Source organism: Pseudomonas sp. KU43P, assembly GCF_033095865.1.
Lineage (GTDB): Bacteria > Pseudomonadota > Gammaproteobacteria > Pseudomonadales > Pseudomonadaceae > Aquipseudomonas.
In genome coordinates, this window is sequence record NZ_AP019365.1 from 1,224,309 (window position 1) to 1,239,619 (window position 15,311).

At 61.4% G+C, this 15,311-nt stretch carries 15 protein-coding genes; 7 read left to right on the forward strand and 8 right to left on the reverse strand.

The window, feature by feature from the left end; translation table 11 throughout:
• Positions 1 to 79: 79 nt before the first annotated feature.
• From KU43P_RS05485 to KU43P_RS05500, 4 genes are all read left to right on the forward strand, one after another.
• Positions 80 to 1,384 carry a homoserine dehydrogenase gene (locus tag KU43P_RS05485; protein WP_317661400.1) on the forward strand — a complete coding sequence of 435 codons (1,305 nt, stop codon included), beginning with the start codon at positions 80 to 82 and terminating at the stop codon, positions 1,382 to 1,384.
• 54 nt (positions 1,385 to 1,438) lie between these two features.
• Entirely contained in the window at positions 1,439 to 2,848 is a 1,410-nt protein-coding gene (thrC, locus tag KU43P_RS05490) for a threonine synthase (RefSeq protein WP_317661401.1), read from the forward strand.
• 229 nt (positions 2,849 to 3,077) lie between these two features.
• Positions 3,078 to 3,473 (forward strand): histidine kinase, encoded by a 396-nt coding sequence (locus KU43P_RS05495; RefSeq protein ID WP_317661402.1) that lies wholly within the window; start codon positions 3,078 to 3,080, stop codon positions 3,471 to 3,473.
• Between the two features lie 80 nt (positions 3,474 to 3,553).
• Positions 3,554 to 3,835: a DUF3509 domain-containing protein gene (locus KU43P_RS05500; protein WP_317661403.1), complete on the forward strand. Its 282-nt coding sequence runs from the start codon at positions 3,554 to 3,556 to the stop codon at positions 3,833 to 3,835.
• Between the two features lie 131 nt (positions 3,836 to 3,966).
• On the opposite strand, the gene KU43P_RS05505 is transcribed toward KU43P_RS05500, so the two are convergent.
• Both KU43P_RS05505 and KU43P_RS05510 read right to left on the reverse strand, forming a co-directional pair.
• A complete protein-coding gene (locus KU43P_RS05505; protein ID WP_317661404.1) occupies positions 3,967 to 4,824 on the reverse strand; it encodes a TIGR02285 family protein in 858 nt (285 codons plus the stop codon).
• Between the two features lie 14 nt (positions 4,825 to 4,838).
• Positions 4,839 to 6,038: a CaiB/BaiF CoA transferase family protein gene (locus KU43P_RS05510; protein WP_317661405.1), complete on the reverse strand. Its 1,200-nt coding sequence runs from the start codon at positions 6,036 to 6,038 to the stop codon at positions 4,839 to 4,841.
• 132 nt (positions 6,039 to 6,170) lie between these two features.
• On the opposite strand from KU43P_RS05510, the gene KU43P_RS05515 reads away from it, so the two are divergent.
• Both KU43P_RS05515 and recJ read left to right on the forward strand, forming a co-directional pair.
• Positions 6,171 to 6,713: a YaeQ family protein gene (locus tag KU43P_RS05515; RefSeq protein WP_317661406.1), complete on the forward strand. Its 543-nt coding sequence runs from the start codon at positions 6,171 to 6,173 to the stop codon at positions 6,711 to 6,713.
• 11 nt (positions 6,714 to 6,724) lie between these two features.
• The gene (gene recJ, locus KU43P_RS05520) at positions 6,725 to 8,434 is read left to right on the forward strand and encodes a single-stranded-DNA-specific exonuclease RecJ (RefSeq protein ID WP_317661407.1); all 1,710 of its coding nucleotides are present in this window, start codon (positions 6,725 to 6,727) and stop codon (positions 8,432 to 8,434) included.
• 84 nt (positions 8,435 to 8,518) lie between these two features.
• Here recJ and KU43P_RS05525 read toward each other — a convergent pair whose 3' ends face one another.
• Genes KU43P_RS05525 through KU43P_RS05535 form a run of 3 tightly spaced genes read right to left on the reverse strand, consistent with a single transcriptional unit; the run spans position 8,519 to position 10,542 of the window.
• Entirely contained in the window at positions 8,519 to 9,055 is a 537-nt protein-coding gene (locus KU43P_RS05525) for a hypothetical protein (RefSeq protein WP_317661408.1), read from the reverse strand.
• A 44-nt stretch (positions 9,056 to 9,099) separates the two neighbouring features.
• Positions 9,100 to 9,963, reverse strand: a complete 864-nt coding sequence (locus KU43P_RS05530; RefSeq protein WP_317661409.1) for a hypothetical protein — start codon at positions 9,961 to 9,963, stop codon at positions 9,100 to 9,102.
• Between the two features lie 3 nt (positions 9,964 to 9,966).
• Positions 9,967 to 10,542: a 2OG-Fe(II) oxygenase gene (locus tag KU43P_RS05535; protein ID WP_317661410.1), complete on the reverse strand. Its 576-nt coding sequence runs from the start codon at positions 10,540 to 10,542 to the stop codon at positions 9,967 to 9,969.
• Between the two features lie 366 nt (positions 10,543 to 10,908).
• Here KU43P_RS05535 and KU43P_RS05540 point away from each other — a divergent pair, with 366 nt between their 5' ends.
• Positions 10,909 to 12,015 (forward strand): NADH:flavin oxidoreductase/NADH oxidase, encoded by a 1,107-nt coding sequence (locus KU43P_RS05540; RefSeq protein ID WP_317661411.1) that lies wholly within the window; start codon positions 10,909 to 10,911, stop codon positions 12,013 to 12,015.
• 126 nt (positions 12,016 to 12,141) lie between these two features.
• Here the strand turns inward: KU43P_RS05540 and KU43P_RS05545 are convergent, their stop codons facing one another.
• Genes KU43P_RS05545 through KU43P_RS05555 form a run of 3 tightly spaced genes read right to left on the reverse strand, consistent with a single transcriptional unit; the run spans position 12,142 to position 15,311 of the window.
• On the reverse strand, positions 12,142 to 13,566 hold the full coding sequence (locus KU43P_RS05545; protein ID WP_317661412.1) for a gamma-aminobutyraldehyde dehydrogenase: 1,425 nt from the start codon (positions 13,564 to 13,566) through the stop codon (positions 12,142 to 12,144).
• A gap of 16 nt (positions 13,567 to 13,582) precedes the next feature.
• A complete protein-coding gene (locus KU43P_RS05550) occupies positions 13,583 to 14,389 on the reverse strand; it encodes an ABC transporter permease (RefSeq protein WP_317661413.1) in 807 nt (268 codons plus the stop codon).
• Positions 14,379 to 15,311 (reverse strand): ABC transporter permease, encoded by a 933-nt coding sequence (locus tag KU43P_RS05555; RefSeq protein WP_317661414.1) that lies wholly within the window; start codon positions 15,309 to 15,311, stop codon positions 14,379 to 14,381. Before KU43P_RS05555 ends, KU43P_RS05550 begins: the two co-directional genes overlap by 11 nt.

Below are 15,311 nucleotides of genomic sequence, written 5' to 3' on the forward strand. Positions count from 1 at the left end.
ATTCAGTACGCCGTCGTCATGGGGTGACGGCATGTTTCACGGTCGGCGCAGGTGCCGGCCGTTCAATGGGGAGTTCACAGTGAAACCGGTCAAAGTAGGCATCTGTGGGTTGGGGACCGTCGGTGGCGGTACCTTCAATGTACTTCAGCGCAACGCCGAGGAGATTGCCCGCCGTGCCGGGCGCGGTATTGAAGTGGCACAGATCGCCATGCGCTCGCCCAACCCGAACTGCCAGATTACCGGTACCCCCATTACCGCTGATGTGTTCGACGTTGCGAGCAACCCGGAGATCGACATCGTCATCGAGCTGATCGGTGGCTATACCGTGGCCCGTGACCTGGTGCTCAAAGCCATCGAGAACGGCAAGCACGTGGTTACCGCCAACAAGGCGCTGATCGCCGTGCACGGCAACGAAATCTTCGCCAAGGCCCGCGAGAAGGGCGTCATCGTCGCCTTCGAGGCCGCGGTGGCCGGTGGCATTCCGGTGATCAAGGCGATTCGCGAAGGCCTGTCGGCCAACCGCATCAACTGGCTGGCCGGCATCATCAATGGCACCGGCAACTTCATCCTCACCGAAATGCGCGAAAAAGGCCGTGCCTTCCCCGACGTACTGGCCGAAGCCCAGGCCCTGGGTTATGCCGAAGCCGACCCGACCTTCGACGTCGAAGGCATCGATGCCGCGCACAAGCTGACCATCCTCGCCTCCATTGCCTTCGGCATCCCGTTGCAGTTCGACAAGGCCTACACCGAGGGCATCACCCAGCTGACCACCGCTGACGTGAACTACGCCGAAGCCCTGGGCTACCGCATCAAGCACCTGGGCGTGGCCCGCAGCACCGATGCCGGTATCGAACTGCGCGTGCACCCGACGCTGATCCCGGCCGACCGCCTGATCGCCAACGTCAATGGCGTGATGAACGCGGTGATGGTCAACGGTGACGCGGCCGGCTCCACCCTGTACTACGGCGCCGGCGCCGGCATGGAGCCGACCGCTTCCTCGGTGGTCGCCGACTTGGTAGACGTGGTCCGCGCCATGACTTCCGACCCGGAAAACCGCGTGCCGCACCTGGCCTTCCAGCCGGACTCGCTGTCGGCTCACCCGATCCTGCCGATCGAAGCCTGCGAAAGCGCCTACTACCTGCGCATCCAGGCCAAGGACCATCCGGGCGTACTGGCCCAGGTGGCGAGCATCCTGTCGGAGCGTGGCATCAACATCGAGTCGATCATGCAGAAGGAAGCAGAAGAACAGGACGGCCTGGTGCCGATGATCCTGCTGACCCACGGTGTGGTCGAGCAGCGCATCAACGACGCCATCGTCGCACTGGAAGCCTTGCAAGACGTGGTCGGCAAGGTTGTTCGCATCCGCGTCGAACAGCTCAACTAAATTCCCCCACGGGCCGCGACGGCGGCCCGGGCCCAGTATCGAAGGTTTGTAGCCATGCGTTATATCAGCACCCGCGGCCAGGCACCGGCCCTGAATTTCGAAGACGTCCTCTTGGCCGGCCTTGCCAGCGATGGCGGCCTGTACGTACCCGAGAACCTGCCCCGCTTCACCCAGGAAGAGATCGCCTCGTGGGCCGGCCTGCCGTACCACGAGCTGGCCTTCCGGGTGATGCGCCCGTTCGTCACCGGCAGCATTGCCGATGCCGACTTCAAGAAGATCCTCGAGGAAACCTACGGCGAGTTCGCCCACGCCGCGGTCGCACCGCTGCGTCAGCTGAACAGCAACGAGTGGGTCATGGAGCTGTTCCACGGCCCGACCCTGGCCTTCAAGGACTTCGCCCTGCAACTGCTCGGCCGCCTGCTCGACCACGTGCTGGCCAAGCGCGGCGAGCGCGTGGTGATCATCGGCGCCACCAGTGGTGACACCGGTTCCGCCGCCATCGAAGGCTGCCGCCGTTGCGACAACGTCGACATCTTCATCCTGCACCCGCACCAGCGCGTGTCGGAAGTGCAGCGTCGGCAGATGACCACCATCTTCGGTGACAACATCCACAACATCGCCATCGAAGGCAACTTCGACGACTGCCAGGAAATGGTCAAGGCCAGCTTCGCCGACCAGTCGTTCCTCAAGGGCACGCGCCTGGTGGCGGTCAACTCGATCAACTGGGCGCGGATCATGGCCCAGATCGTCTACTACTTCCATGCTGCCCTGCAGCTGGGCGGCCCGGCCCGTTCGGTGGCGTTCTCGGTGCCGACCGGCAACTTCGGCGACATCTTCGCCGGTTACCTGGCGCGCAACATGGGTCTGCCGATCAGCCAGCTGGTGGTGGCAACCAACCGCAACGACATCCTGCACCGCTTCATGAGCGGCAACCAGTACGTCAAGGAAACCCTGCACGCGACCCTGTCGCCGTCGATGGACATCATGGTCTCGTCCAACTTCGAGCGCCTGCTGTTCGACCTGCATGGCCGCAACGGCGCCGCCATCGGCGAACTGATGGCCAACTTCAAGCAGGGTGGCGGCTTCAGCGTCGAGCAAGACCGCTGGACCGAAGCCCGCAAGCTGTTCGATTCGCTGGCCGTGAGCGATGAGCAAACCTGCGAGACCATCGCCGAAGTGTTTGCCAGCACCGGCGAAGTGCTCGACCCGCACACTGCGATCGGCGTCAAGGCCGCCCGTGAGTGCCGCCGCAGCCTGGACACGCCGATGGTGGTGCTGGGCACCGCACACCCGGTCAAGTTCCCGGAAGCGGTGGAGAAGGCCGGTGTTGGCAAGGCGCTGGAACTGCCTGCGCACCTGACCGACCTGTTCAGCCGTGAAGAGCGTTGCACCGTTCTGGCCAATGACCTGAAGGCTGTCCAGGCCTTCGTCAGCCAGCATGGTAACCGCGGCAAACCGCTTTAAGTGCTAGAGAAGGGGCCGCTGTGCGGCCCATCGCCGGCAAGCCGGCTCCCACAGGTACACCACAGGCTGTGAAGGCAGTGGTTGTACTTTTGGGAGCCGGCTTGCCGGCGATGGGCCGCGCAGCGGCCCTTCTTTTGTAGCGTTTTCCTACGCTCCGTCCAGAATTTTCCTGTTCAGAACAGGCTTTGCGTTACATAGAGTTGCTGATCCCTTCCCAAAGGAGCGGCTCATGCGTCAGCCTTACGTGTTGATACACCAGGCACGGCCTTCCCACCAGATCCTCCTGCACCAGGCCTGCAATGCCCTGGGTTTATTCGACGTGCGCGTAACCGAGGACCTGAACGACCTCAAGGCCTGCCTGGTACGTGATCGCGGTGCCGACCTGCTGATTCTCGATCATGCGGGTAACGATGGCCTAGCCGTGCTCGAGCAGGTCAGTTGCGAGCCTCCGCGCGCTGTACTGTTTGTAGGTCAGGTAGATACCGGCCAGAGGGACCTGGCCAGTGCAGCACGCCAGCACGGCCTGTGGGTGCTCGCCGAGCTGCCTTGGCCATTGCCTATGCAGCGCTGGCAACAGGCCTTGCGGCATATTCAAACTGTCACATCGCCCACGCATGCTCACTGAGCCAGCCGCAGCCGGGCGAACTTTCCGCTGCGCTTGTTGGTCAGTTGCTGTATGTCCCACTACCTGCGCGAGTGATCCGGATGGAAAGAATCTGCAGACTGCTCAACGACGCCCTGGCCCCTTACCAGGCCCACCTCGACGCCGCCGATGCCAGCGGCAACCGCCAATTGATCGTGTATGACAGCCTCGGCAGCACGGCGTTGCGCCGCACTGTCAGTTTGCGCCAGTTGCAGGAACAGAGCCTTCTGATCGACCTGGTGGACGGCCTGCACCGCGACCTGCAGATCGTCGAGGGGCGCTTGCAGCCCTGTGTGATCGCAGCATTGCAACAGCGCCAGCAGCCTCGGGGAACCTTTGCCTGATTGGCTTATCAGACGCAGTAGGGCAATTCACCTGCGCACCGCTCCGGTGCAGGTGGGTTGTCACGGGAAGCCCGCAAGGACTTTCGCTTGGCCCCGGGCGTCTTCCCCAGCGTACCGGGGTTTCTTTTTTTCTAGTGGTTCTCGAAAAACCGCTTGCTCTGTTCCAGGTAGTCAGCGCGCAATTCAGGGTCCAGCCAGCGGGCATATAGCGCCGGCAGCGTGGCCTGGCGTATCGCAGGCACTAGCTGGTCGATGTGGGCAACGGCCGCGCGCCCCAGCGGCGAGTCCGAGCAACCCACGTGGAGGAACTGGTAGCGGTTCACGCCCTGGATCGGGTGAAAGTGGTACTCATCCAGCGCGCCACCTTGTTGCTGAATCAGGTATCGCATCTCCGGCCAGTAGCCCAGCACCAGTTGCAGGCGCCCGAGTTGTTGCATCTGCAGCAGGCTGGCAGTGGCGTCGTTGCCGTAATGGCGGCTGAAAACGGTGTCGGGCAACTGGCGCAGGATGTCGTCGATCTGGGTGCTGTAACTGCGTTCGGCGACGATACCCAGCTTCAGTTGCGTGCTGCTCAGCAAACCCTTCAGGTCCACCTGCTGGTCAGCGAGAAAGGGTGCCAGCAACGCTTCGCCTTGCGTGCGAACCACCACGCCACCACTCATCACGCCCAGTGTCGGCACGGAGAAGTGCACGAACCTGGCACGCTCCGGAGTCCACAGCAGGGTCGGGTCGCAGGCAAAATTCTTCGGGTCTTGCAGCATCTGGATACCACGTGCGCGGTTGACCCGCACGATGGTGTGGTCGTATTCGGGCATCTGCTCGATCAGCAGTGGCAACATCTGGTCGACCACGCCCTGGCCTTTTTCCGCGCCCTCGAAGATGGTGAAAGGCGGCAGGTCACGGACCAGCCACAGCAAGCGCTCCTTGGCCTGCACCGGCGCCGTGGCCAATACGAGCAACAGCCCGCAGACCAAGGACCGGAGGCGCATGGGCAGGGGCAATCTCAGACCGTGCCCGCTGTGCGCAGCCTGGCGATGGCGGCCGTGTCATAACCCAGCCTGGTCAGCAGCGCCTCCGTATGCTCGCCCAGGGCTGGGCCAACCCACTCGGTAGAGCCGGGGGTGTCCGACAGTTTGGGTACGATGCCGGGCATTTTGAACGGCTTTCCATCTGGGAGGCGGGCCTGCAGGATCATCTCTCGCGCCAAGTACTGTGGGTCGTTGAACATGTCTTCGGCCGAATAGATTCTGCTCGCGGGTACCTCGGCGTCGTTGAGTGCGCGCATGACCTGCTCAAGCGGCAGGCTGTTGGCCCAGCGGTCGATCACCCCGTACAACTCGTCACGGCGCGCGTCACGGCCATCGTTGCTGGCCAGCGACGGGTCGTCGGCCAGGTCGTTGCGGCCGATGGCCTGCATAAAGCGCTTGAAGATCGCATCGCCGTTGGCGCCGATCTGCACGTGCTTACCGTCGGCCGTGGTATGGATGGAGGAGGGGGTGATGCCCGGCATGATGTTGCCGGTGCGTTCGCGAATGAAACCGAACACGTCGAACTCCGGCACCATGCTTTCCATCATGGCGAAGATCGCTTCGTACAGCGCCACGTCCACCACCTGGCCCTGGCCGCCGTTGACTTCACGGTGACGCAGCGCCATCAGTGCGCCAATCACACCCCACAATGCGGCGATCGAATCGCCGATGGAGATGCCGGTGCGCACCGGCGGGCGGTCGTCGAAACCGGTGATGTAGCGCAGGCCGCCCATGGACTCTCCAACCGCACCGAAGCCCGGCTGGTCTTTCATCGGCCCGGTCTGGCCGAAGCCCGACAGGCGGACCATCACCAAGCGTGGGTTCAGCGCATGCAGCACATCCCAGCCCAGGCCGAGCTTTTCCAGCACGCCAGGGCGGAAGTTCTCGATCAGGATGTCCGCTTCGGCCAGCAGGCGCTTGAGGATTTCGCGGCCGTCGGGGTGTTTGAGGTTGAGCGTCAGCGACTGCTTGTTGCGCGCCTGGACGAACCACCACAACGACGTGCCCTCGTACAGCTTGCGCCATTTGCGCAGCGGGTCGCCGCCGTCGGGCGATTCGACCTTGATCACCTCTGCGCCGAATTCGGCGCAGATGCGCGAGGCGAACGGGCCGGCGATCAGGGTGCCGAGTTCGATGACTTTCAGGCCGGCGAGGGGTTTGCTGGGCGTAGACATGGGGCATCCGTGGCAACTGGGCAGAGCCGTGGTTTTATCATAGGTCGGTAACGGCAGATACTGCCGCGGGGCAACGAAGATCAGGATCGGTTAGACTGTGTGACTTTTCTTTGCGCAAGAAGCCCGTCGACCATGGCCCAGCCGTCCACCACCTACAAGTTCGAACTGAATCTGACCGATCTTGATCGCAACGTTTACCAGAGCGTCAAGCAGACCATTGCTCGTCACCCTTCGGAAACCGAAGAGCGGATGGCCGTTCGTCTGTTGGCTTATGCGCTCTGGTACAACGAGAATCTGTCGTTCGGTCGCGGCTTGTCGGATGTCGATGAACCGGCCTTGTGGGAAAAGAGCTTGGACGACCGTGTTTTGCACTGGATCGAAGTTGGCCAACCGGACGCCGACCGCCTGACCTGGTGTTCGCGCCGCACCGAGCGTACCAGCCTGCTGGCCTACGGTAGCCTGCGCGTGTGGGAGACCAAGGTACTGAGTGCGGTCAAGGGCCTGAAAAACCTGAATATCGCCGCAGTGCCCCAAGAGGTGCTGGAAACCCTGGCAACCGACATGCCGCGGTCGATCAAATGGGACGTGATGATCAGCGAAGGCACGGTGTTCGTCACCGACGACCGTGGCCAGCATGAAGTGCAGCTCGAGTGGCTGCTCGGCGAGCGTGGTTGAGCCCAAGCCCCATGCGTATCGAACCTCGCCCGCTGCCGCCGACCCTGCCATTTCTGGGTAACCTGCCACCCTTGCTGACCCGCCTGTACGCCGCCCGCGGCGTGCAGTCCGAAGCCGAACTGGACAAGAGCCTGGCGCGGCTGCTGCCGTACCAGCAGCTCAAGGGCATCGAGGCCGCTGTGGACCTGCTGGTCGAGGCCCTCGACCAGCGCCAGCGCATCCTCATCGTCGGCGACTTCGATGCCGATGGCGCCACCGCCAGTACCGTTGGCGTGCTGGGCCTGCGCCTGCTGGGCGCGGCCCATGTCGATTACCTGGTGCCCAACCGCTTCGAGTACGGCTACGGCCTGACCCCGGAAATCGTCGAGGTGGCGCTGCAGCGCCAGCCGCAATTGCTGATCACCGTCGACAACGGCATCTCCAGTGTCGAGGGTGTCGCGGCGGCCAAGGCAGCCGGGCTCAAGGTGCTGGTCACCGACCACCACCTGCCGGGCGCGCAACTGCCCGAGGCCGACGCCATCGTCAACCCGAACCAGCCGGGCTGCACGTTCCCCAGCAAGTCGCTGGCGGGCGTAGGGGTGATCTTCTATGTGCTCATGGCCTTGCGCGCGCGCTTGCGCAGCCTGGGGCGCTATGAGGCGCAGCCACAGCCGAACATCGGCGAACTGCTCGACCTGGTCGCCCTCGGCAGCGTCGCCGACGTGGTGCCGCTGGATGCCAACAACCGCATCCTGGTGCACCAGGGCCTCGAGCGCATTCGTGCCGGCCGCGCGCGGCCTGGCCTCAAAGCGATTCTCGAGGTGGCGCGCCGCGACCATCGGCGCATCACCTCCACCGACCTCGGCTTCATCCTCGGCCCACGGCTGAACGCCGCCGGGCGCCTGGACGACATGAGCCTGGGCATCGAATGCCTGCTGTGCGAAGACGCCACCCTGGCTCAGGACATGGCCCAGCAGCTCGATGACCTGAACCAGGACCGCAAGTCGATCGAACAAGGCATGCAGCGCGAGGCCCTGGCCCAGCTCAAGGACCTGCCGATCGAGTCCATGCCCTATGGCCTGTGCCTGTTCGACGCCGACTGGCACCAGGGCGTGATCGGTATTCTCGCCTCGCGCCTGAAGGAACGTTACCACCGCCCGACCATCGCCTTCGCCGATGCCGGTGACGGCATGCTCAAAGGCTCGGCCCGCTCGGTGCCGGGCTTCCACATCCGCGATGCGCTGGATGCAGTGGCGGCGCGCCATCCGCAGCTGATCAGCAAGTTCGGCGGGCATGCCATGGCTGCCGGCTTGTCCTTGCCCGAAGGCAACTTCCCTGCGTTCGCCGAAGCGTTCGACGAAGAAGTGCGCCGCCAGTTGCGCGAAGAAGACCTGACCGGCCGCCTGCTGTCGGACGGCAGCCTGGCCGTGGAGGAGTTCCACCTCGACCTGGCCAAGGCCCTGCGCCATGCCGGGCCCTGGGGCCAGCACTTCCCCGAGCCGCTGTTCCATGGCGTGTTCCAGCTGGTGGAGCAGCGCGTGGTCGGCGAGCGCCACCTGAAGGTGGTGCTCAAGAGCGAATGCGGTTCGGTGCGCCTGGATGGCATCGCCTTTGGCATCGACCGCGAGGTATGGCCGAACCCGACCGTGCGTTGGGTGGAGTTGGCGTACAAGCTGGATGTGAACGAGTTTCGGGGTAATGAGAGCGTGCAGCTGATGATTGCCCACATGGAGCCGCGCTGAAGGTGATCGTGTCACGTTGCTTTTAGTGTTCGAGCAGGGCCGGTTCAATGAATGAGATTTTCTCTGATTTGACTGAAGTGGTGATCAGCTTTTTGAAGTGCGGTACTTCACCACTCCGGCCCCTAAGAGAGACAAAATACCCATAATGAAGAAGCATGTTATGGCGGTTATGGTTTCTCTATTTATGGTATTGATCACCCGTGCTTCCAGTAGAGGGTCGTATAGAAACATGCCTGCTGTGGTGATCACGCGCTTGATGCTCGGTCCATTTGTCGTGTTCTCGATGTCGATGAAAAGGACGGAGTTGGAATTTAGATAGGATGCCTCATAATAAATTCTTTCTGCATAACTACGCGCAGTGTGGGTCTGGCCGTCTGGCGTTCTGTACCTGATTCGATAAGTATAAAGCAACTCATCATTTTCCCAAGTCTCGGCTTTCGAGATTAATGAGGCGGGAAGTCGCAGCAATTGTCCCTCGTTGGGAGTGGGGTTTTCTTGTAACATGAATGAAAGGCCCGCAGCCAATGCAAGGAGAAGTAATCCGCTAAGTAAAAGAGATTTTACTTGGTCGCGGTGAGAGAGTGATTGCATTAGATTCAGCCAAGAACGCCAGGTGAGCATTTTAGCCTTAGTCAGTTGTCGTCGGTTAGGTATTGGGGTTGTGCTTAAAAGTATTGATCCTGCTGCGCGCCGTTACAACACGCATAGCTATCTTGCTTTTCGTCGATAGGCGTTGTTAAGGATGGTGCCGGGTCTGGAGAGGTTACACCATTAAGACTTTCGATGATCATTGTAATGGAGGCGCCATCTGGAGACATAGTGGGCCTAAAGCTAGGCACAGAACTGCTTGATCCCCCGGAGGGGCCCATGAGTGTGGTGTCATCTAAAGGTGTTAGGATCCTTGTGCCTAATGCTACCTCTAAAGTGTCAGGGTTCCAGTTTACCGTGGCTATCAAACTCTGGTGATTGAGCATGATTACATTTGCGGGTGCGAGTGTCAGGTCAGGTGCAATGAAGGGCGTATCTTGCCCGCCTGTGGAGTCATAATTATAAATATAAGGGAAGATCGGCGCTATCTTGTCGTGGATGGCTTTTGCCAAGTTTGAATCATAAATGCCGGCTAAAGCAGTGGCGACTGCTACAGCAGTGAATGCAGCCCCGGCGTAAGGAGCTCCCGCCAAAATGGCAAACGAAGCAATGACACCTGCAGCGTTTCCAGTGAGGGTGACTAAGTCTCCTGTATTGAATGTTGCGTCTGATTTGTACTCAGCAACAATTTTCAGGAAGGTGACGCTGCCGGCTAGAGTATTGGTAACGACATTTATAAAGGGTACGGCACCAGTGGTCAGTTGAGAGACTGATAAGACGGAGGCAATCGCAGAAGCTGTTTGTGTTGTTTGAACGACAAGGGAAAATCCTTTTTGGTCGGTGTTGAACTGTCCATGAATTGCTGCGGCACCTGCCGTTTGATTGACAGGCTTTGCAACGCCATCCACTACGGCTACGAATAATTCAATGCGTGAGGTCATGGTTTAACATTCCTTGTTAATGGTTTTGAAGGCGATGGTGATTCGTAATTGACTGCAATCAATAGCGGGGGATCTTGCCCGGTGTGGAATTTGGCCATCAAAAATGACGATTCGACCAGGTCTGGGCGGTACTGAGTGGATGATGTCATTTTTGCTTTCGTTAAAAAGAATTAGCTCTCCTCCCCAGGAAGTTGACCAATACTCATTACAGAACAGAACTGCGGTTTTTCCTGGCTTGCTCGCCCGGTTATCTCTATGGATAGGGCTGTCCTGTCCAAATGTTTGACCATTTGCGTAGACGCCTAATAAAGTGGTGTTTCTTAATTTCTTATCTTTTAAGCGCTGCCAGATGGCAGCTAAAAAAGCCCATTGATTATTATTTATTAGCTCTTTTTCGCATGACTCGAAAGAAGAGCGCTTGCTGCCAGCGATGAAGAAGTGCCAGCAGGGGCGTGCAAAAGGAGTTGAACTTATAGGCCAGCCAAGTCTCCATGTTGCGTTTGATAATGCATGTGTGATTTGGGCTTGCTCGTCACTGCTGATCGCTTCGTCAATAATTTCTATTTTTTCAGCCTTCATTGGGTTGGTTCTTTTTGGTTTGTGTTTGGAGTTGTGTGGTTGTGGCCGGTTGCAAATACGGCCTGTGAAATTTAAGTGTTTTGGGTTTTTTCGGAAGTAGGGAGTGAGGGATCCCGTTTGGAAAGAATTTCCCAGGCAGATGTAAGGTTTTGGGAGGTTGAATGTAGGATATTTTCAGGTAGGCAATAGGGGGGAGGATAATTCGTTGAAAATATTAGTTTTTAACGGGAGTTTTTAAGATTGATTAGCTGGCGGAGCTACGGCCGTAAGCATTCTGGTCTAGTCTGATTAATGACCGATACCGGACCAGCGTCGTGCATGAGTGTCCGGGCCGGATCACCATTGGAGTCCTTGGGAGGTGCCCTCATGAGCCTGCTGCTCGAGCCTTACACCCTGCGTCAGCTAACCCTGCCCAACCGCATCGCGGTTTCGCCAATGTGCCAATATTCCGCGGTCGATGGCTTGGCCAACGACTGGCACCTCGTTCACCTGGGCAGCCGCGCCGTGGGTGGCGCCGGGCTGGTCATCACCGAAGCGGTGGCGGTCACCGCCGATGGCCGGATCACCGCCGAAGACCTGGGCCTGTGGGACGATGCGCAAATCGCGCCGCTGCAGCGCATCACCCGTTTCATCACCGCCCAGGGCGCCGTGCCGGGCATCCAGCTCGCCCACGCCGGGCGCAAGGCCAGCACCCACCGCCCATGGCTGGGCAAGCAGGGCAGCCTGAAGATCGAAGACGGTGGCTGGCAGCCGGTGGGGCCGTCGAAGATTGCCTTCGACCCGCAGCACACCCCGCCACGTGAGTTGACCCAGGATGAAATCCACGGCGTGATCGCCGCGTTCGTTGCCGCGACCGAACGGGCGCTGCAGGCAGGGTTCAAGGTGGTCGAGATCCACGCCGCCCACGGTTACCTGCTGCATCAGTTCCTCTCGCCGTTGAGCAACCAGCGCCGCGACGACTATGGCAGCAGCTTCGAGAACCGCATTCGTCTGACCCTGCAGGTCACTGAAGCGGTGCGCAAGGCGTGGCCCCAGGAGTTACCGGTGTTCGTCCGCGTGTCGGCGACCGATTGGGTGGAAGATGGCTGGAACCCGGATGAAACCGTCGAACTGGCCCGTCGCCTGCGTGTGCTCGGGGTCGACCTGATCGATGTGTCCTCGGGTGGCACCTCGGTCAACGCCGAGATCCCGACCGGCCCCGGCTACCAGACCCGCTTCGCCGAGCGTGTGCGCAAGGAATCGGAAATCGCCACCGGCACGGTGGGCATGATCACCGAGCCGGCCCAGGCGGAGCACATCCTGCGCACCGGGCAGGCCGATGTCATCTTCCTCGCCCGTGAGCTGCTGCGCGACCCGTACTGGCCGCTGCATGCCGACGATGACCTGGGCGGCAACAAGGCGACCTGGCCGGCGCAATACCAGCGCGCAACCAGCCGGGCGAACCCCATTCATGAGTCGGATCTGCGGGATTAGGCATCGCCTGTTCCAGCCCTATCGCCGGCAAGCCGGCTCCCACAGGTACCCCACTGTCCTCGAGTTCAGTGGGGTACCTGTGGGAGCCGGCTTGCCGGCGATAGGGCCGGTGAAGTCACCGCAAAATCAATGCTTGATCATCACATGCCGCACACAGGTGTAATCCTCCAGCCCATACATCGACATGTCCTTGCCATACCCCGAATGCTTCTGCCCGCCATGGGGCATTTCGCTGACCAGCATGAAGTGGGTATTGACCCAGGTGCAGCCATACTGCAACCGCGCCGCCATGCGGTGGGCGCGGCCGGTGTCGCGGGTCCAGACTGAGGACGCCAGGCCGTACTCCGAGTCGTTGGCCCATTCCAGCGCCTGGGCTTCGTCGGTGAAGCGCGTCACCGACACCACAGGCCCGAAGACTTCGTTGCGCACGATCTCGTCGTCCTGCAAGGCGTCCGCCAGTACCGTCGGCTCGAAGAAGAAACCGTCCCCGGGCAGTGCCTTGCCACCGGTGACCAGGCGGATGTGCGGCTGCGCAATGGCGCGGTTCACCAGGCCTGCCACCTTGTCGCGGTGCTGGGCACTGATCAGTGGGCCCAGTTCGGTGTCCTCGGCATCCTGTACGCCGGGCTTGAGGCTCGAAACCGCCTTGCCCAGGCGCTCGACGAAACGCTGGTAGATACCGCTCTGCACATACAGTCGGCAGGCCGCCGTGCAATCCTGGCCGGCGTTGTAGAAGCCGAAGGTGCGGATACCCTCGATGGCCGCATCGATGTCGGCATCGTCGAACACCAATACCGGCGCCTTGCCGCCAAGCTCCATGTGCATGCGCTTCACGCTGTCGGCGGTGGCACCGATGATGTGCGCGCCGGTGGGGATCGAGCCGGTCAGCGAAACCATGCGCACCTTGGGGTGGGTGACCAGCGGGTTGCCGACCGTTTGCCCACGGCCGAACAGAATGTTGAGCACCCCGGCCGGCAGCAGGTCCTTCGCCAGCTCGCCCACGCGCAGGGCGGTCAGCGGGGTCAGCTCGGACGGTTTGATGACCACGGTATTGCCGGCGGCCAGGGCCGGGGCGATCTTCCAGGCCAGCATCATCAGCGGGTAGTTCCACGGCGCGATCGAGGCAACCACGCCCAGCGGGTCGCGGCGGATCATCGAGGTATGCCCTGGCAGGTATTCACCGGCCGCCGAGCCGCCCAAGCAGCGGGTGGCGCCGGCAAAGTAACGGAACACATCGACGATCGCCGGTATCTCGTCGTTAAGTGCGGCTGCAAAAGGCTTGCCGCAGTTCTGCGATTCCAGCCTGGCGAGCTCATCGCCATGCGCCTCGATGGCATCGGCCAGCGCGAGCAGGGCCAGCGAACGCTCCTTGGGGCTGGTCTGTGACCAGCTGTCGAAGGCCTGGTCGGCGGCGCGTACGGCAGTATCGACCTGGGCCTCGGTGGCCTCATTGATCTGCACCAGGGCGCTGCCCTCGGCCGGATTGAGCACGGTCCAGGCCGCGCCCTCGCCAGGCACCAGGCGGCCATTGATCAGCATATTGATTTGCATGGGGGCTCCTTTGAGGTCATTTGCCGCTGCCCGCGACGCTTTCACCGCCGCGGGTCAGGTAGTAGGCGCCGAGGATCGGCAGCATGGTCACCAGCATCACCAGCATGGCGACCACGTTGGTCACCGGCACGTCACGCGGGCGACTCAGCTGGTTGAGCAGCCAGATCGGCAGTGTGCGCTCGTGGCCGGCGGTGAAGGTGGTGACGATGATTTCGTCGAACGACAGGGCGAAGGCCAGCATGCCGCCGGCCAGCAGCGCCGAGCCGAGGTTGGGCAGGATGATGTAGCGGAAGGTCTGCCAGCCGTCTGCGCCCAGGTCCATCGAGGCCTCGATCAGGCTCTGCGAGGTGCGCCGCAACCTCGCGATCACGTTGTTGTAGACGATCACCACGCAGAAAGTGGCGTGGCCGACCACGATGGTGAATATCCCCGGTTCTATGCCCAGGCTCTTGAACGCCGACAGCAGGGCGATGCCGGTGATGATTCCTGGCAGGGCGATCGGCAGGATCAGCATCAGCGAAATGCCCTCCTTGCCGAAGAAACTGCGCCGATACAACGCTGCCGACGCCAGTGTGCCAAGCACCAGGGCAATCAACGTCGCCAGGCACGCCACTTGCAGCGACAGCTTGATGGCCTCGAGCACGTCCGGGCGGGCGAAGGCCACGGTGAACCACTTGAGGGTGAAGCCCTGGGGCGGGAAGCTGAAGGCCGCATCTTCGGTGTTGAAGGCATACAGTACGATGATCAGGATCGGGAAATGCAGGAACAGCAAGCCGCCCCACGCCGCCAGACGCAGGCCGAGCGAGGCTTTTTCAGAGTGCATCGAAGGCCCCCAAGCGCTTGACGATCGACAGGTACACCGCAATCAGCACGATCGGTACCAGGGTGAACGCGGCGGCCATCGGCATGTTGCCGATGGCCCCTTGCTGGGCGTAGACCATGCTGCCGATGAAGTAGCCGGGCGGGCCGATCAGCTGCGGCACGATGAAGTCGCCCAGGGTCAGTGAGAAGGTGAAGATGGAGCCGGCGGCAATGCCGGGAATCGACAGCGGCAGGATCACTTGCCAGAACGTCTGCCTAGGCCGTGCGCCCAGATCTGCCGAGGCTTGCAACAGGGATGGCGGCAGGCGTTCCAGCGAAGCCTGGATCGGCAAGATCATGAACGGCAGCCAGATGTACACGAACACCATGAAGCGCCCCAGGTGCGAGGTCGACAGGGTGCTACCGCCGACCCCGGGTACGGCCAGCACGGCTTGCAGCAGCGCATCCAGGTGCAACTGCTGAACGAACCACTGCGCCACGCCGCCCTTGGCCAGCAGCAAGGTCCAGGCGTAGGTCTTGACGATGTAGCTGGCCCACATCGGCAACATCACCGCGATGTAGAAAAACGCCTTGGTCTTGCCGCTGGTGTAGCGCGCCATGTAGTAGGCGATGGGAAAGGCCAGCACCGCGCTGGCCAGGGACACTGCCACGGCCATGGTCAGGGTGCGCAGGATGATGTCGAAGTTGGCCGGGTTGAACAGGGCGGCGAAGTTGCCCAGGGTCAGCACGGGCGTTACTGCCATGGTGAAGTCGTCGAAGGTATAGAAGCCCTGCCACAGCAGGTTGAGCAACGACCCCAGGTAGATGGCGCCGAACCAGGTCAGTGGCGGAATCAGCAACAGTGACAGGTACAGGTTGGGGCGCCGGTAAAGCAGGTTGGAAAAACGCCGCAACGGGCTTGAAGGGTGTTGGGCCAGGCTCAT

What these genes read in the sequence shown, in the direction of transcription:
- thrC (WP_317661401.1), top strand. Translation starts at nt 1,439, where the DNA reads ATGCGTTATATCAGCACCCGCGGCCAGGCACCGGCCCTGAATTTCGAA.
- KU43P_RS05495 (WP_317661402.1), top strand. Translation starts at nt 3,078, where the DNA reads ATGCGTCAGCCTTACGTGTTGATACACCAGGCACGGCCTTCCCACCAG.
- KU43P_RS05500 (WP_317661403.1), top strand. Translation starts at nt 3,554, where the DNA reads ATGGAAAGAATCTGCAGACTGCTCAACGACGCCCTGGCCCCTTACCAG.
- KU43P_RS05505 (WP_317661404.1), bottom strand. Translation starts at nt 4,824, where the DNA reads ATGCGCCTCCGGTCCTTGGTCTGCGGGCTGTTGCTCGTATTGGCCACG.
- KU43P_RS05510 (WP_317661405.1), bottom strand. Translation starts at nt 6,038, where the DNA reads ATGTCTACGCCCAGCAAACCCCTCGCCGGCCTGAAAGTCATCGAACTC.
- KU43P_RS05515 (WP_317661406.1), top strand. Translation starts at nt 6,171, where the DNA reads ATGGCCCAGCCGTCCACCACCTACAAGTTCGAACTGAATCTGACCGAT.
- recJ (WP_317661407.1), top strand. Translation starts at nt 6,725, where the DNA reads ATGCGTATCGAACCTCGCCCGCTGCCGCCGACCCTGCCATTTCTGGGT.
- KU43P_RS05525 (WP_317661408.1), bottom strand. Translation starts at nt 9,055, where the DNA reads ATGCTCACCTGGCGTTCTTGGCTGAATCTAATGCAATCACTCTCTCAC.
- KU43P_RS05530 (WP_317661409.1), bottom strand. Translation starts at nt 9,963, where the DNA reads ATGACCTCACGCATTGAATTATTCGTAGCCGTAGTGGATGGCGTTGCA.
- KU43P_RS05535 (WP_317661410.1), bottom strand. Translation starts at nt 10,542, where the DNA reads ATGAAGGCTGAAAAAATAGAAATTATTGACGAAGCGATCAGCAGTGAC.
- KU43P_RS05540 (WP_317661411.1), top strand. Translation starts at nt 10,909, where the DNA reads ATGAGCCTGCTGCTCGAGCCTTACACCCTGCGTCAGCTAACCCTGCCC.
- KU43P_RS05545 (WP_317661412.1), bottom strand. Translation starts at nt 13,566, where the DNA reads ATGCAAATCAATATGCTGATCAATGGCCGCCTGGTGCCTGGCGAGGGC.
- KU43P_RS05550 (WP_317661413.1), bottom strand. Translation starts at nt 14,389, where the DNA reads ATGCACTCTGAAAAAGCCTCGCTCGGCCTGCGTCTGGCGGCGTGGGGC.
- KU43P_RS05555 (WP_317661414.1), bottom strand. Translation starts at nt 15,311, where the DNA reads ATGAGCCTGGCCCAACACCCTTCAAGCCCGTTGCGGCGTTTTTCCAAC.